At 53.3% G+C, this 16,241-nt stretch carries 13 protein-coding genes and 2 tRNA genes; all 15 read right to left on the minus strand.

Annotated elements, in window-relative coordinates:
* Positions 1-69: 69 nt before the first annotated feature.
* A complete protein-coding gene (gene nlpI, locus ABEH87_RS17985) occupies positions 70-954 on the minus strand; it encodes a lipoprotein NlpI (protein ID WP_191935036.1) in 885 nt (294 codons plus the stop codon).
* A 129-nt stretch (positions 955-1,083) separates the two neighbouring features.
* Positions 1,084-3,225 carry a polyribonucleotide nucleotidyltransferase gene (gene pnp / locus ABEH87_RS17990; protein ID WP_346578321.1) on the minus strand — a complete coding sequence of 714 codons (2,142 nt, stop codon included), beginning with the start codon at positions 3,223-3,225 and terminating at the stop codon, positions 1,084-1,086.
* Between the two features lie 308 nt (positions 3,226-3,533).
* Positions 3,534-3,803, minus strand: a complete 270-nt coding sequence (gene rpsO, locus ABEH87_RS17995) for a 30S ribosomal protein S15 (RefSeq protein WP_062744451.1) — start codon at positions 3,801-3,803, stop codon at positions 3,534-3,536.
* 175 nt (positions 3,804-3,978) lie between these two features.
* Positions 3,979-4,923, minus strand: coding sequence for a tRNA pseudouridine(55) synthase TruB (gene truB, locus ABEH87_RS18000; RefSeq protein WP_346578323.1), 945 nt, complete (start codon positions 4,921-4,923; stop codon positions 3,979-3,981).
* Positions 4,923-5,336, minus strand: a complete 414-nt coding sequence (gene rbfA / locus ABEH87_RS18005) for a 30S ribosome-binding factor RbfA (RefSeq protein WP_346578324.1) — start codon at positions 5,334-5,336, stop codon at positions 4,923-4,925. Before rbfA ends, truB begins: the two co-directional genes overlap by 1 nt.
* Before the next feature lie 73 nt (positions 5,337-5,409).
* Entirely contained in the window at positions 5,410-8,103 is a 2,694-nt protein-coding gene (gene infB / locus ABEH87_RS18010; protein ID WP_346578326.1) for a translation initiation factor IF-2, read from the minus strand.
* Between the two features lie 24 nt (positions 8,104-8,127).
* Positions 8,128-9,633: a transcription termination factor NusA gene (gene nusA, locus ABEH87_RS18015; protein WP_346578327.1), complete on the minus strand. Its 1,506-nt coding sequence runs from the start codon at positions 9,631-9,633 to the stop codon at positions 8,128-8,130.
* 24 nt (positions 9,634-9,657) lie between these two features.
* Entirely contained in the window at positions 9,658-10,110 is a 453-nt protein-coding gene (rimP, locus tag ABEH87_RS18020) for a ribosome maturation factor RimP (RefSeq protein WP_346578329.1), read from the minus strand.
* Between the two features lie 210 nt (positions 10,111-10,320).
* Positions 10,321-10,397 (minus strand) — tRNA-Met (locus tag ABEH87_RS18025).
* Between the two features lie 48 nt (positions 10,398-10,445).
* A tRNA-Leu gene (locus ABEH87_RS18030) sits at positions 10,446-10,532 on the minus strand.
* Positions 10,533-10,606: 74 nt separating this feature from the next.
* Positions 10,607-10,939 (minus strand): preprotein translocase subunit SecG, encoded by a 333-nt coding sequence (gene secG, locus ABEH87_RS18035; RefSeq protein ID WP_191935032.1) that lies wholly within the window; start codon positions 10,937-10,939, stop codon positions 10,607-10,609.
* Positions 10,940-11,207: 268 nt separating this feature from the next.
* On the minus strand, positions 11,208-12,542 hold the full coding sequence (gene glmM, locus ABEH87_RS18040; protein ID WP_346578331.1) for a phosphoglucosamine mutase: 1,335 nt from the start codon (positions 12,540-12,542) through the stop codon (positions 11,208-11,210).
* Between the two features lies 1 nt (position 12,543).
* Positions 12,544-13,383: a dihydropteroate synthase gene (folP, locus tag ABEH87_RS18045; protein ID WP_346578333.1), complete on the minus strand. Its 840-nt coding sequence runs from the start codon at positions 13,381-13,383 to the stop codon at positions 12,544-12,546.
* An 85-nt stretch (positions 13,384-13,468) separates the two neighbouring features.
* Positions 13,469-15,403 carry an ATP-dependent zinc metalloprotease FtsH gene (gene ftsH / locus ABEH87_RS18050; protein ID WP_346578335.1) on the minus strand — a complete coding sequence of 645 codons (1,935 nt, stop codon included), beginning with the start codon at positions 15,401-15,403 and terminating at the stop codon, positions 13,469-13,471.
* Positions 15,404-15,516: 113 nt separating this feature from the next.
* Positions 15,517-16,146 carry a 23S rRNA (uridine(2552)-2'-O)-methyltransferase RlmE gene (gene rlmE, locus ABEH87_RS18055; protein WP_346578337.1) on the minus strand — a complete coding sequence of 210 codons (630 nt, stop codon included), beginning with the start codon at positions 16,144-16,146 and terminating at the stop codon, positions 15,517-15,519.
* Positions 16,147-16,241: the final 95 nt, after the last annotated feature.

Genomic DNA, 16,241 nt, shown 5'->3' on the forward strand with positions numbered 1-16,241 from the left:
GACGAACAAAAAGGCCCTCATCCGCTAAGATGATGACTTTTCGAAAAATCGGGCAATGAAGTTCGTCAGCTATTGCTGGTCAGATTCTGATAAATCGTCTTGTGTCTGGCCGAGTAGCGCCAGCTCCAACAATGCATATCGATGCTCAACAAAGTTGTGAACGTTGTTGGCGACCGTCAGCTTGAACAACGCTTCTGCGTTGTCCTTCTCCCCCAGACTTAGGTAGTACTTACCTAAATAGAAGTTGGTTTCACTGAGATGTTCAGCGAGCGAGGTGTTATCCGTTGCGTCCGCCTGGAGCCGTTCCATCAGCGTTTTTTCGCTGATATCGCCCAGGTAGAACTCGACAATATTCCATCCCCATTGCTCCTTAACCGCTTTATCGTAACGCTGCTTGAGCGAAACTTTGGCCTGGTCTGCGTTGATCTCACGTTCAGTAAGATACAGCCACAGGCTACGGAAGGGATCGTTAGGATCGTCTTGATAAAACGCCAGCAGATCATCTTGCGCCAGTTTAAATCTCCCGCCGTAATACAGGGCGATACCACGATTTAAACGCGCGTAATTGTAAGTTGGATCAAGCTCAAGTACAGAATCAAACGCTTCATAGGCAGCATCAAAGTTGCCTGCCTGCGTTAAATATATGCCTAAGTAATTGAATACTTCAGGCATATCAGGTCTGATAGACAGCGCTTGTGAAAAATCATTTCGCGCCAGTGCTCTCAAACCGAGACTATCATACAACACTCCGCGCTCATATAACAGCTGTGCGCGTTCATCATCGGTCAAAGACCGACTGGCAAGTATTTGTTCCATGCGCGCGAGAATGACTTCCTGTTGCAGCGTAGGCTGCAATGGAACCGCCAGAACTTCGTTCTTACGCCAATCGGTGTTGCTGCATCCTGCCAGCGTCAGAGCTGTCGCAACAATACACCAGCGCAAAAATGGCTTCATTTACCACTCCCGAAAACAAACATTAGGATGAACATCCTTTCATCCGCCTGCCGTTCACAAGGCCATCCAGCCCTCGCGATGAAACAGTTCTCCGCACCCGGGGGTGCGGAGAATTCAATGGTAATGCGATTACTCTGCTTCAGGTGTTGCCGCTGGCGCTTCTGGAGCTGCAACTTCAGGCTGTGCCTGTTCGTTAGCTTCTTTGATGCTCAGACGTACGCGACCCTGACGGTCAACTTCCAGCACTTTCACCGGAACTTCCTGACCCATCGACAGGTAGTCAGTCACTTTCTCAACGCGCTTGTCAGCGATTTGAGAGATGTGAACCAGACCTTCTTTACCACCGCCGATAGCAACGAAGGCACCGAAATCAACGATGCGGGTCACTTTACCGTTGTAGATACGGCCCACTTCGATTTCTGCGGTGATCTCTTCGATACGACGGATAGCAAATTTCGCTTTCTCACCGTCGGTCGCTGCGATTTTAACCGTACCGTCATCTTCAATTTCGATGGTGGTGCCAGTTTCTTCGGTCAGCGCACGGATCACAGAACCACCTTTACCGATCACGTCTTTGATTTTATCAACGCTGATCTTGATGGTGTGGATACGTGGAGCAAACTGCGAGATATCGCCGCGCGGAGTGCTGATAGCCTGTTCCATCACGCTCAGGATGTGCAGACGCGCACCCTTAGCCTGGTTCAGCGCTTCATGCATAATTTCGCGGGTGATCCCTTCAATTTTGATGTCCATCTGCAGCGCGGTGATACCTTCACGGCTACCGGCTACTTTGAAGTCCATGTCGCCCAGGTGATCTTCGTCACCCAGAATGTCAGACAGCACAACAAAGTTGTTTTCGTCTTTGACCAGGCCCATCGCGATACCGGCTACGGCAGCTTTGATTGGCACGCCTGCATCCATCAGCGCCAGAGAGGCACCACATACGGACGCCATAGAAGACGAACCGTTGGATTCAGTGATTTCAGACACCACACGTACGGTGTATGGGAACGCGTCGCCTTTTGGCATCACTGCCAGCACACCGCGCTTCGCCAGACGACCGTGACCAATTTCACGACGCTTCGGCGAACCAACCATGCCGGTTTCACCGACAGAGTACGGAGGGAAGTTGTAGTGGAACAGGAAGTTGTCAGTGCGCTCGCCCATCAGTTCGTCAAGGTTCTGCGCATCACGGGCAGTACCCAGTGTTGCGGTAACCAGCGCCTGAGTTTCACCACGGGTGAACAGGGCTGAACCGTGAGTACGCGGCAGCACGCCAGTACGCACGTCCAGGCCACGGATCATGTCTTTTTCACGGCCATCGATGCGTGGCTCACCGCGCAGGATGCGGCTACGCACAACGTCTTTTTCCAGCGCGTGCAGGATGTCGCTGATTTCACCGGCATCGAGTGACTCATCTTCAGCCAGCAGCGCAGCTGTGGTTTCAGATTTGATCACATCAACCTGAGCATAGCGCTCCTGTTTCTCGGTAATGCGGTAAGCGTCGCTCAAGCGAGATTCTGCCAGCGCAGCGATACGTGCGTTTAACGCTTCGTTAGGCGCTTCTGGCGTCCAGTCCCAGCGAGGTTTACCCGCTTCGGCCACCAGTTCATTGATGGTGTCGATAACGATCTGCTGCTGCTCGTGACCATAGACCACCGCACCCAGCATCTGGTCTTCGCTTAACAGCTCAGCTTCAGACTCAACCATCAGCACTGCAGCTTTCGTCCCCGCAACCACCAGATCCAGTTTGCTCTCTTTCAGCTCATCGGTGGTAGGGTTCAGCACGTACTGGTCGTTCAGGTAACCGACGCGCGCAGCACCGATTGGGCCGTTGAACGGCAGACCTGACAGCGACAGCGCCGCAGAAGCACCAATCAGCGCAACGATGTCCGGGTTAACCTGTGGGTTAACGGAAACAACAGTAGCAATAACCTGCACTTCGTTGACGAAACCTTCCGGGAACAGCGGACGCAGCGGACGGTCAATCAGACGTGAAGTCAGTGTTTCGCCTTCGCTTGGACGGCCTTCACGACGGAAGAAGCTGCCTGGGATGCGGCCAGCAGCGTAGGTACGCTCCTGGTAGTTGACGGTCAGCGGGAAGAAGTCCTGACCTGGTTTAGCGTTTTTACGGCCGACAACAGTCACGAACACCGCAGTGTCGTCCATGCTTACCATTACGGCGGCTGTTGCCTGGCGAGCCATCATACCGGTCTCAATAGTGACGGTATGCTGACCATACTGGAATTTTTTTACGATCGGGTTCAGCAAAATTAGTTCCTTAACTTCAGGGCCAGTAGTTTTTTATACCGACCGTGGATTTCTAATCTTCATTTTGCATCCTCGCGACTAATGACAACCCTGATCCCACATGGGATAAAGCCTCTCATTAGCCGCGCGAACCTCTGCAACTGAAGATCACACTCAGCAACAATACAATAGTTTGCCTGTAATTGCTGCCGCTTGCTTGAAAAAAGGGGCCATAAAGGCCCCTTTCCAGCGAAACTCGCACCAGGTTGTCCGATTACCCACTGTCGTTTTCAGAAGCTCTGAAACCGTGGCGGGACAACCTGTAAGACTTAGCGACGCAGACCCAGACGTTCGATCAGGCTGGTGTAGCGTGCAACGTCTTTACGCTTCAGGTAATCCAGCAGCTTACGACGCTGAGATACCATGCGCAGCAGGCCACGACGGCTGTGGTGGTCTTTCTTGTGCTCAGAGAAGTGACCCTGCAGATGGGTAATCTGCGCGGTCAGCAGTGCAACCTGAACTTCAGTAGAACCACTGTCGTTAGCGCCACGACCGAAATCAGCAACGATCTGTGCTTTAGTTTCAACACTTAGAGACATGAGACAACTCCAAAAATTAAGATAAATGTACAGGCGCCGATCTCTAATTCAGCAACCCAGTGTAAAGCCGCGCCATTCTACTCTTAGCAATGCACAAGCGCAAATTTACCCGTCATATTTCGGGCAGCAGATGCGCAGGCTTTGCTCGTTCTGCAATGCGAACGTTTTGGCTGAACTAGTCGAAATATTCTACAACCAGCCGGCGCGGAGCAACGCGACCATCGTCGGCGATTTCCGCCATGCCGATAAACTTCTGTTCATCGCCTTCCGTCACGCGCACCAGACCGCTGGCAGGGGCTCCTGCCACCTGAACCGGCATGCCCTGTTTAAAGTAAGCGGCTACGGAACTCAGCAGATTCACCACGGGATACTCCGCCGCAGGGCTGTCCATCGGCATCAGCAACGCATCAAGCAGGTCGGCAGGCGACTGTTCAGTGCGGTGCGCTTCTTCCGTCAGCGCACTCAGCTGTTCCAGCGTCACCATCTTCTCGATCGGATAGGTGGCAACCTGCAAGCGACGCAGATAAGTCACATGCGCACCACAGCCCAGTTTTTCACCGAGGTCATCGATAATCGTCCGAATGTAGGTGCCTTTCGAAACGTGGATTTCCAGTTCGAGTTCATCGCCTTCATGGCGGATAAACAGCAGTTCATACACCTTGATACTGCGCGACTCGCGCGGGACTTCAATGCCTTCACGGGCATATTCATACAGCTTACGACCCTGATACTTGAGCGCCGAGTACATCGACGGGATCTGCTGCGTTTCGCCACGGAAACTTTCCAGCGCCTGCGCCAGGGCTTCCGCCGTAAAGGCCACCGGGCGCTCACTGACAATCACACCGTCGGCATCAGACGTATCGGTACGCTGCCCGAGGCGGGCAATCACGCGATAACGTTTATCTGATTCCAGCAGATACTGGGAGAATTTAGTCGCTTCCCCCAGGCAAATCGGCAGCATGCCGGTCGCCAGAGGGTCAAGCGCACCGGTATGGCCGGCACGGTTAGCGTTGTACAACCGTTTCACTTTCTGCAGCGCATCGTTGGAAGACAAACCGCCTGGCTTGTCCAGCAACAGTACGCCGTGGATATCGCGACCGCGACGACGAGGACGGCTCATTACTCTGCTTTGCCTTCTTCCTGATTTTCTTCAGCCGGACCACGACGCTCTTCGTCGTTCCTGACCACGTTAGTCACCAGGTTAGACATGCGCATCCCTTCGACCAGCGAGTTATCGTAGAAGAAGGTCAGCTCAGGCACGATACGCAGGCGCATCGCTTTGCCGAGCAGGGTACGGATGTAGCCTGAAGCGTCGCCCAGGGCACGCAGGCCGCCTTTGATAGCCGCTTCGTCTTTGTCGTTCAGGAAGGTCACGAACACTTTGGCATAAGCCAGATCGCGTGATACATCAACGCCTGAAACCGTCACCATCATGCCCAGACGCGGATCTTTAATCTCACGCTGCAGAATCATCGCGATCTCTTTTTGCAGCTCCTGAGAAACGCGCTGCGGGCGACCGAATTCTTTCGCCATAATATTATCTCTCTATAAAAGATTGGGAGGCCAGAAGCCTCCCAAATTAGTGTTGCTGATTGCGGACGTCGACTTAGTCGATGGTACGCTGGATTTCGATAATTTCGAAGACTTCGATCATATCGCCAACGCGTACGTCGTTGTAGTTCTTCACGCCGATACCACATTCCATACCGTTACGGACTTCGTTAACGTCATCTTTGAAGCGGCGCAGAGATTCCAGCTCGCCTTCATAGATAACCACGTTGTCACGCAGGACACGGATTGGGTTGTGACGTTTGATGTTACCTTCCGTCACCATACAACCAGCGATTGCACCGAATTTCGGTGATTTGAACACATCACGTACCGCAGCCAGACCGATGATCTGCTGTTTGTACTCAGGTGCCAGCATCCCGCTCATCGCCGCTTTCACTTCGTCAATCAGATTATAGATGACGGAGTAGTAACGCAGATCCAGGCTTTCTGAATCGATCACGCGGCGCGCAGAGGCGTCAGCACGAACGTTGAAGCCGACCAGGATAGCGTTAGACGCAGCAGCCAGGGTGGCGTCGGTTTCAGTGATACCACCAACACCAGAGCCGATGATTTTCACTTTCACTTCATCAGTAGAAAGCTTCATCAGAGATTCGGAGATCGCTTCGACAGAACCCTGTACGTCAGCTTTCAGCACGATGTTCAGTTCAGAAACTTCGCCTTCAGTCATGTTCGCAAACATGTTTTCCAGTTTAGATTTCTGCTGACGCGCCAGCTTAACTTCACGGAATTTGCCCTGACGATACAGCGCAACTTCACGCGCTTTCTTCTCGTCACGTACCACGGTCGCTTCATCACCCGCTGCCGGAACACCGGACAGGCCGAGGATCTCAACCGGGATAGAAGGACCTGCGGTCAGCACTTCACGACCCAGTTCATCACGCATCGCACGCACACGGCCGTACTCGAAGCCGCACAGTACGATATCGCCTTTGTTCAGCGTACCTTCACGCACCAGCACCGTTGCTACCGGACCACGACCTTTATCAAGGAAGGATTCGATCACCACGCCACTCGCCATACCCTGACGTACTGCGCTCAGTTCGAGAACTTCAGCCTGCAGCAGGATAGCATTCAGCAGGTCATCAATACCGGTACCGACTTTAGCAGAAACGCTAACGAACATGTTTTCGCCGCCCCACTCTTCCGGAATGATTCCGTACTGGGTAAGTTCAGTTTTAACACGGTCTGGATCCGCTTCAGGCTTATCGCATTTGTTCACCGCAACGACAACCGGCACTTTGGCCGCTTTCGCATGCTGGATCGCTTCGATAGTCTGTGGCATCACGCCATCGTCTGCTGCAACAACCAGGATAACGATATCCGTTGCCTGAGCACCACGGGCACGCATTGAGGTAAACGCTGCGTGGCCTGGGGTATCCAGGAAGGTCACCATACCGTTGTCAGTTTCAACGTGGTAAGCACCGATATGCTGAGTAATGCCGCCCGCTTCGCCAGAGGCGACTTTCGTGGAGCGGATGTAGTCCAGCAGAGACGTTTTACCGTGGTCAACGTGGCCCATGATGGTCACGACCGGCGCACGAGACTCGTGCACTGCATCGGTATCACGGTCACTCATCACCGCTTCTTCCAGCTCGTTTTCGCGGCGCAGAGTCACTTTGTGACCCATCTCTTCCGCTACCATCTGGGCAGTTTCCTGGTCGATGACCTGGTTGATGGTGGCCATGGCGCCCATCTTCATCATCGCTTTGATGACCTGGGAACCTTTCACTGCCATCTTGTTAGCCAGTTCCGCTACGGTGACAGTCTCACCGATAATCACGTCACGGTTAACAGCCTGAACAGGCTTGTTGAAGCCCTGTTGCAGAGTGCTTTGCTTACGTTTACCGCCTTTGCCGCCGCGAACCTGCGCACGCGCTTCTTCACGGTCAGTTTTCGCTTCAGAATGCTTGTTGCCTTTCTTACGAGCAGGGGCTTTAGCAGGACGTGCAGCAGTACGGGTGCGACGGTCGCCTTCGACCTGCGCATCATTTTCGTCTTCGGCTGCACGAGCGTGAGTTGAAGTGGTGACGTGGTAGTCAGAAGTGTCTTCCACTTCTTTAACCTGCGTCCACTCTTCGCCTTTCTCTTCCGCCATTTTACGGGCTTCTTCGGCTACGCGCTTCGCGTCTTCTTCGATCTTGCGACGCGCTTCTTCTTCAGCTTTACGCTTCAGTTCTGCCGATTCCGCTTCACGGCGGGCTTTTTCGGACTGAGAGGCCCGGGTCATTTCGTCGGTATGTTGATTGCTCACTTTATCTTTTTCCGCTGCTTCACGTTTGGCTTTATCAGCTGCCTCACGCTTGGCCTGCTCCTCGGCTTCACGCTTTGCTTTGTCTTGAGCTGCGCGCTGGGCTTGTTCTTCAGCCTCGCGACGAGCCAGTTCTTCCGCTTCACGCTCTGCCTGGGCTTCAGCTTCTGCTTGTTCAGCATCTGCCGGATCGCCTTTTACATAAGTGCGTTTTTTGCGGACTTCGATTTGCACCGACTTACTTTTGCCCCCGGTGCCTGGAACATTCAAGGTGCTGCGCGTTTTGCGCTGCAGAGTAAGCTTACCAGATCCACCGCCATGTTCGCGGTTCAGATGGGTTAACAAAGTCTCTTTTTCGTGCTGGGTAACAGAGTCAGTTTCAGACTTTTGGATCCCTGCATCAGCAAATTGCTGTACCAGGCGTTCTACCGGTGTCTGAATCTCTGCGGCCAGCGATTTTACGGTTACATCTGTCGTCATGCTGTTCCTTCCTGCTACAGTTTATTACGCGTCGTCGCCGAACCAACAGATATTTCGTGCAGCCATAATCAGCTCACCAGCCCGTTCATCGTTCAGGCCATCAATATCTGACAGGTCGTCAACACCCTGCTCGGCAAGATCTTCCAGCGTGCATACGCCTTTAGCTGCCAGCTTGAAGGCCATCTCGCGTTCCAGACCTTCCAGGCTCAGTAAATCTTCTGCCGGTTGGGTGTCGCCGAGGCTCTCTTCCTTGGCCAGTGCCAGGGTGGTCAACGCGTTTTTAGCCCGGTCGCGCAACGCTTCTACTGTCTCTTCATCCAGACCGTCGATTTCCAGCAGCTCGTTAATCGGCACATAAGCCAGCTCTTCCAGAGAAGAGAAGCCTTCTTCGACCAGAACGGTAGCGAAGTCTTCGTCGATATCGAGATGTTTGGTAAAGACGTCGATGGCAGCATGAGCTTCAGCCTGGTGCTTGGCCTGCAGGTCGTCGACCGTCATCACGTTCAGATCCCAGCCACTCAGCTGAGAAGCCAGACGCACGTTTTGGCCATTACGGCCGATCGCCTGAGCCAGATTACCGGCTTCTACAGCGATATCCATGGTGTGATTATCTTCATCCACCACGATAGAGGCGACATCCGCCGGGGCCATTGCATTGATCACGAACTGCGCAGGATTATCATCCCACAGCACGATATCAATACGCTCGCCACCCAGCTCACTGGATACCGCCTGAACACGCGCACCACGCATACCTACGCAAGCGCCGACCGGGTCGATACGTTTGTCGTTGGTTTTCACGGCGATTTTAGCTCGGGAGCCTGGATCGCGCGCAGCGGCTTTAATTTCAAGAACTTCTTCAGCAATTTCCGGCACTTCAATGCGGAAAAGTTCAATCAGCATTTCCGGCTTGGAACGGCTGACGAACAGCTGAGCACCGCGCGCTTCAGGGCGCACAGCGTACAGCACGCCACGGATGCGGTCACCCGGACGGAAGTTCTCACGCGGCAGCATATCTTCACGAATGATCACAGCTTCTGCGTTGGTGTTTGAACCATCGTTCGGCCGCACTTCAAGCGAGATATTGTCGCGGTTAACTTTCTTCACCACGCCAGTGATGATTTCGCCTTCCTGCTCGCGGAACTGATCGACAACCATTGCGCGTTCAGCTTCACGAACTTTCTGTACGATAACCTGCTTGGCAGTCTGGGTAGTGATGCGGTCAAAGGTAACAGATTCAATCTGGTCTTCGACAAAGCCACCCAGGCCCAGTGATTCATCTTCATAAACGGCCGCTTCCAGCGTGATTTCACGCGTCGGCATCGTCACTTCGTCCACAATCAGCCAACGACGGAAGGTATCGAAATCGCCACTTTTGCGATCGATACTGACGCGAACGTCAATTTCCTGTTCGTATTTTTTCTTGGTGGCTGTGGCAAGCGCGCTCTCCAGCGCTTCGAAAATCTTCTCGCGTGGGAGGGACTTCTCATTAGAGACCGCTTCTACAACAGCTAAGATTTCTTTGTTCATCCTGGTATGCCTCAATCCGGACTTTTAAAAGTGGGGAACCAGGTTCGCCTTCTGGATGTTACTCAGCGCGAACACTTCGTCGTTACCCTCAACGGCAACAGTAATCATCTCACCCTGTACAGACTTGATGATACCCTGCCATTTGCGACGGTTCTGTACCGCCATACGCAGCACCAGGCTCACTTCTTCGCCAGTAAAACGTACATAATGTTCTGCGGTAAACATCGGTCGGTCAAGACCAGGCGAGGAAACTTCGAGGTTGTAAGCCACGGTAATCGGGTCTTCGACGTCAAATACCGCACTGACCTGGTGGCTCACATCAGCGCAATCATCAACATTGATGCCATCTTCACTGTCAATATAGATGCGCAAGGTGGATGTGCGACCGCGTACAAACTCAATACCAACCAGTTCGTAGCCTAGCGCTTCTACCGGTGCTGAGATCAGCTCTGTTAATTTTTGCTCTAATGTGGACAATCCCACCCCCAAGACGTAAAAAAAGGGCCTATAGCCCAGTGATGCTGTTTCCTGATAACAAAAAACCCCGAAAATTCGGGGCTTAATGTCACTGGACCCTGTAAACCGCCTGAGGCGGCTCGGCACAGTCCGAAAGAATTTTTTTCAAAACCAACTGAAGTGCGGCACATCATGCAAACAGTTTATTTGAAAAAGAACTCTAAGGGAAAGTGGTTGCGGGGGCCGGATTTGAACCGACGACCTTCGGGTTATGAGCCCGACGAGCTACCAGGCTGCTCCACCCCGCGTCCGAATACTACGCAAAACTTGCATAATTTGCAAGCAAAACTGAGATTTGGTACCGAGGACGGGACTTGAACCCGTAAGCCCATGCGGGCACTACCACCTCAAGGTAGCGTGTCTACCAATTCCACCACCACGGCACTAAAGAGGCGACTTTTTTATTTCTGTCGCGTCGAAACGTTACTACCAGTATTGCTTGAGGTACTTGTACTGCTTACTGCGGGATATCGCTGCCCGGCGCTGCCGGTTTAGCAGGCGAAGTCTGTTGAGACTGTGCCGGCTGAGTCAGGTTTTCCCACTCGCTTCCTTTCTGGGTTTTGTTGCTGTTGATGTTACCCAGAACCAGACTGATAATGAAGAACAGGGTCGCCAGCACTGCAGTCATACGGGTCATGAAGTTACCAGAACCGTTAGAACCGAACAGCGTACCAGAAGCGCCTGCACCAAATGATGCTCCCATATCAGCGCCTTTACCTTGCTGAAGCATGATCAGACCAACAAGGCCGATTGCGACAATAAGGAAAACTACTAAAAGAGCTTCGTACATAATCAACCTTGTTCCTGGTGCGTTAAACGCACATCAAAAGCTTCAAGCCAGTTAGTCTTGATAAGTAGTGAACAACCTACCTATGAAGCGGGTGTGAATACTAACCAAAGGCGACCGCACGTGCAAGGGCAATTTCGTGCGCCGGCACTGAGTGCGGAAAAAATCATCTAAACGCTGTATTTACGTGCGGACAATGAAGAAAGAGTGCAAACCTTCAGCACGGGACGACCGGAAAAAAGGCCGCCCTGTACATCAATCAGTGACGGGGTTAAACGGCTTTTACCGCGTCGGCAATACGGTGCGCCAGCGCGGTGACCTGCGCTTCATCTTCGCCTTCCACCATCACGCGAATCAGCGGTTCAGTGCCCGATTTACGCAACAGCACGCGGCCACGGCCTTTCAGCTCGCTTTCCACTTCTGCCGTCACCGCCTTCACCGTCGCATCTTCCAGCGGGTCATTGGCACCGCTGAAACGCACGTTAACCAGGATCTGCGGCAGCAGTTTCATCCCGCTGCACAGGTCGTGCAGGCTCATGTGGTTACGCACCATTGCCGTCAGCACCTGCAAACCAGCCACGATGCCGTCACCGGTGGTGGTTTTATCCAGCAGGATGACATGGCCAGAGTTCTCTGCACCAAGGCGCCAGCCTTTCTCTTTCAGTTTTTCCAGAACGTAGCGGTCGCCCACTTTCGCACGGGCGAACGGAATGCCCAGCTGTTTCAGCGCCAGCTCAAGGCCCATATTGCTCATCAGAGTGCCAACGACACCGCCGCGCAGCTGCCCCTGGCGCAGGCCTTCACGGGCAATAAGGTACAGAATCTGATCGCCATCGACTTTGTGACCAAGGTGGTCAACCATCATAATGCGGTCACCGTCCCCGTCGTACGCCAGACCGACATCGGCTTTCTCTGCCAGGACACGCTCCTGCAACAGGCGAAGATCGGTTGCCCCACACTCTTTATTGATGTTCATCCCGTCCGGCTGGACGCCGATGGCAATCACCGTGGCACCCAGTTCACGCAAGACGTTTGGTGCAATGTGATAGGTCGCACCGTTGGCGCAATCGACCACGATTTTCAGGCCATTCAGGCTCAGTTCGCTTGGGAAGGTGCCTTTACAGAACTCAATGTAACGGCCCGCAGCATCGACAATGCGGCTGGCTCGCCCCAGTTCAGCAGATTCAACACAGGTAATCGGTTTTTCCATCTCCGCTTCAATCGCCTCTTCTACTTCATCCGGCAGCTTGGTGCCTTCGGTCGAGAAGAACTTGATGCCGTTATCATCAAACGGGTTGTGTGAAGCAGAAATAACAATGCCCGCCTCTGCACGGAAGGTACGGGTCAGATAAGCGATGGCCGGGGTAGGCATCGGTCCGGTGAATGCCGCAGACAGCCCTGCCGCAGCCAGGCCAGCTTCCAGTGCTGACTCCAGCATATAGCCGGAGATACGCGTGTCTTTGCCGATGATGATCTTCTTGGAACCATGGCGAGCCAGCACTTTGCCCGCAGCAAAACCCAGCTTCAATACAAAATCAGGCGTGATCGGGGATTCCCCCACCTTGCCGCGGATGCCATCTGTACCAAAATATTTACGCTCGCTCATACTATTTTTCTTCCCTTGCAGACTGTGTGGCTTCGACGACACGCATCGCCTCTACGGTTTCTTTCACATCATGTACGCGCAGAATATGGGCCCCCTGCATGGCAGCGATGACTGCACAGGCAAGACTGCCCGTCAGACGCTGCGAGGGGCCGACATTCAGTAACTGGCCGACCATGCTCTTGCGTGACATACCGACTAACAGCGGCAGACCAAAATGGTGATAATCCGCCAGATGCGCCAGCAGTTGATAATTGTGGGAGAGATTCTTACCGAAACCGAAACCGGGGTCGAGCAACAGTTGAGATTTTTTGATCCCGGCGGCTTCGCAGCGGGCAATGTGTGTGACAAAGAAGTCATCAACATCGCGCAGAATGTTCTGGTAAAGCGGTGCCTGCTGCATGGTTTTTGGCTCACCCTGCATGTGCATCAGGCACACCGGCAGGCCGGTTTCAGCCGCCGCTTCCAGCGCACCCGGCTCCTGCAGTGAACGAATATCATTGATGATATGCGCCCCCACCCGTGCGGACTCGCGGATCACTTCCGGCTTCGAGGTATCCACTGAGATCCACACCTCAAAACGCTGCGCGATAGCCTCAATTACCGGGATAACCCTCTCCAGCTCCTGCTCAACGCTGACGTCAGAGGCGCCGGGACGCGTCGACTCACCGCCGACATCAATAATCGTTGCTCCGGCGTTGATCATCTCATTGGCGTGAGTCAGTGCCTGGATTAACTCGTTATGCTTGCCGCCGTCAGAAAAAGAGTCAGGGGTGACATTCAGAATCCCCATTACGTGGGGATGCGAAAGGTCGAGCACGGAATCTCTGGCGAACAGCTTCATAACACATGGTCTCCGGTCATTAAGATATAAAAAAACCCCGGACATTGCCGGGGTTCATCGTTACTGCAGTTTACAGCGCAACGTATTACTTGTCGCCTAACTGCTCTGACATGGTGTTGCCAGGGTTTGGCGTATTCGGTTCATCAACCGGACGCGGTGCCTGCGGCGTACCGTTGCTGTCAGAATTATTGCTGCTACCCGGATCCGTCCAGCCTGCTGGCGGACGCACTTCACGGCGAGCCATCAGGTCGTCGATCTGTGGAGCATCAATAGTTTCATACTTCATCAGGGCATCTTTCATCGAGTGAAGGATATCCAGATTTTCTCCGAGGATCACGCGGGCACGCTTGTAGTTCACTTCAACCAGAGATTTTACTTCCTGGTCAATGATACGCGCGGTTTCGTCAGACATATGCTTGGCTTTCGCCACAGAACGGCCGAGGAATACCTCGCCCTCTTCTTCTGCATACAGCAGCGGACCCAGTTTCTCAGAGAAGCCCCACTGCGTAACCATGTTACGGGCAATCGACGTAGCGACTTTGATATCGTTAGACGCGCCGGTAGAAACATGTTCCACACCGTAGATAATCTCTTCTGCCAGACGACCACCGTACAGCGTAGAGATCTGGCTTTCCAGTTTCTGACGGCTGGCGCTGATGGCGTCACCCTCAGGCAGGAAGAAGGTCACACCCAGTGCGCGTCCACGCGGGATAATCGTCACTTTATGCACCGGATCGTGCTCTGGCACCAGGCGACCGATAATCGCATGGCCAGCTTCATGATACGCGGTGGATTCTTTCTGCGCTTCGGTCATCACCATGGAGCGGCGTTCTGCACCCATCATGATTTTGTCTTTGGCTTTTTCGAACTCAACCATCGACACCACGCGTTTGTTACCACGGGCAGCAAACAGCGCAGCTTCGTTGACCAGGTTAGCAAGGTCAGCACCGGAGAAGCCAGGCGTACCACGGGCAATGATGGCGGCATCCACATCGGTTGCCAGCGGCACACGGCGCATATGCACTTTCAGAATCTGCTCACGGCCACGCACGTCTGGCAGGCCAACCACCACCTGGCGGTCAAAACGACCTGGACGCAGCAGCGCCGGGTCAAGCACGTCCGGACGGTTAGTTGCTGCAATCACGATGATGCCTTCATTACCTTCGAAGCCATCCATTTCAACCAGCATCTGGTTCAGGGTCTGCTCACGCTCATCATGACCACCGCCTAAACCGGCACCACGCTGACGGCCTACCGCATCGATTTCATCGATGAAGATAATGCACGGCGCGGCTTTTTTGGCCTGTTCAAACATGTCACGAACGCGGGACGCACCCACACCAACAAACATTTCAACGAAGTCAGAACCGGAGATGGTAAAGAAAGGCACTTTCGCTTCGCCAGCAATCGCTTTAGCCAGCAACGTCTTACCGGTACCCGGAGGACCGACCATCAGTACGCCTTTCGGAATTTTACCGCCGAGTTTCTGGAAGCGGCTTGGCTCACGCAGGTATTCAACCAGCTCGCTCACTTCTTCTTTTGCTTCGTCACAACCGGCAACGTCAGCAAAGGTGGTTTTGATTTGGTCTTCGGTCAACATGCGGGCCTTGCTCTTGCCGAAGGACATCGCGCCCTTTCCGCCGCCGCCCTGCATCTGACGCATAAAGAAGATCCAGACACCAATCAGTAGCAACATTGGGAACCATGAGATGAAGATCGAGGCCAGCAGGCTCGGCTCTTCTGGTGGTTCACCCACTACTTTCACATTTTTAGTCAACAGGTTATCAAGCAACTTGGGATCGTTGACGGGAATGTAGGTCGTGTATCGATTACTGTCTTTTTTGGTTACGTTAATCTCACGCCCGTTAATACGTGCCTCGCGGACCTGATCCTGGTTCACTTCTGACAGGAAGGTTGAATAATCAACCCGACGGCCATTCGACTCGCTGGGCCCAAAGCTCTGGAATACAGACATCAGCACGACTGCGATGACTAACCAGAGAATCAGGTTTTTCGCCATGTCACTCAAGGGATTAACCTCATATTACAACTGTGTTAACAGACAGCGTAGGGTACTCCATATCTTTCACACTTGGAATCGCTGAGGTGCTACAGCGATTCCAGATATTCCAGTTAAGGTTTGCGCCCTGTCGCTACAATGTACACTTCACGCGATCGAGAGCGCGAAGCGTCCGGCTTACGAATTTTTACTTTCGTAAACAGGGAGCGAATTTCCCGGAGGTATTCTTCAAAGCCATCTCCCTGAAACACTTTCACTAAAAAACTGCCGCCGGGTGCCAGAACGTCACGGCACATCTCCAACGCTAGCTCACATAAATACATTGACCGGGGAATATCCACCGCAGGCGTACCGGTCATATTGGGTGCCATATCCGACATCACAACCTGAACTTTGGTATCACCTACGCGATCCAGCAGGGCTTTCAGCACCAGTTCATCACGAAAATCACCCTGAAGGAAATCGACACCGACGATAGGATCCATCGGCAGGATATCACAGGCAATGACGCGACCTTTTGACCCAATCTGCGTTACCACATACTGCGACCAGCCGCCTGGCGCCGCGCCGAGGTCAACCACGGTCATACCAGGTTTGAACAGCTTGTCGCCTTGCTGTATTTCATCAAGTTTAAACCAGGCGCGCGAGCGCAACCCTTTTTTCTGTGCCTGAAGCACATATTTATCGCTAAAGTGTTCCTGTAGCCAGCGGCTGGAACTGGCCGAACGCTTTTTACCAGTCATACAATTTCCAACTATGATTCAACGTAAGCGATAAATAAACCGCGCAAATCGACACTGCCGATTTGGTGATACACCCGAGATGGCGGTAGAATGAC

The organism is Erwinia sp. Eh17-17 (assembly GCF_039675725.1).
GTDB lineage: Bacteria > Pseudomonadota > Gammaproteobacteria > Enterobacterales > Enterobacteriaceae > Erwinia.

Excerpts from the sequence above, each read along its gene's own strand:
- infB (WP_346578326.1), bottom strand. The coding sequence starts at position 8,103 with ATGACGACAGATGTAACCGTAAAATCGCTGGCCGCAGAGATTCAGACA.
- rlmE (WP_346578337.1), bottom strand. The coding sequence starts at position 16,146 with ATGACTGGTAAAAAGCGTTCGGCCAGTTCCAGCCGCTGGCTACAGGAA.
- rbfA (WP_346578324.1), bottom strand. The coding sequence starts at position 5,336 with ATGGCGAAAGAATTCGGTCGCCCGCAGCGCGTTTCTCAGGAGCTGCAA.
- glmM (WP_346578331.1), bottom strand. The coding sequence starts at position 12,542 with ATGAGCGAGCGTAAATATTTTGGTACAGATGGCATCCGCGGCAAGGTG.
- folP (WP_346578333.1), bottom strand. The coding sequence starts at position 13,383 with ATGAAGCTGTTCGCCAGAGATTCCGTGCTCGACCTTTCGCATCCCCAC.
- secG (WP_191935032.1), bottom strand. The coding sequence starts at position 10,939 with ATGTACGAAGCTCTTTTAGTAGTTTTCCTTATTGTCGCAATCGGCCTT.
- nlpI (WP_191935036.1), bottom strand. The coding sequence starts at position 954 with ATGAAGCCATTTTTGCGCTGGTGTATTGTTGCGACAGCTCTGACGCTG.
- truB (WP_346578323.1), bottom strand. The coding sequence starts at position 4,923 with ATGAGCCGTCCTCGTCGTCGCGGTCGCGATATCCACGGCGTACTGTTG.
- ftsH (WP_346578335.1), bottom strand. The coding sequence starts at position 15,403 with ATGGCGAAAAACCTGATTCTCTGGTTAGTCATCGCAGTCGTGCTGATG.
- nusA (WP_346578327.1), bottom strand. The coding sequence starts at position 9,633 with ATGAACAAAGAAATCTTAGCTGTTGTAGAAGCGGTCTCTAATGAGAAG.
- rpsO (WP_062744451.1), bottom strand. The coding sequence starts at position 3,803 with ATGTCTCTAAGTGTTGAAACTAAAGCACAGATCGTTGCTGATTTCGGT.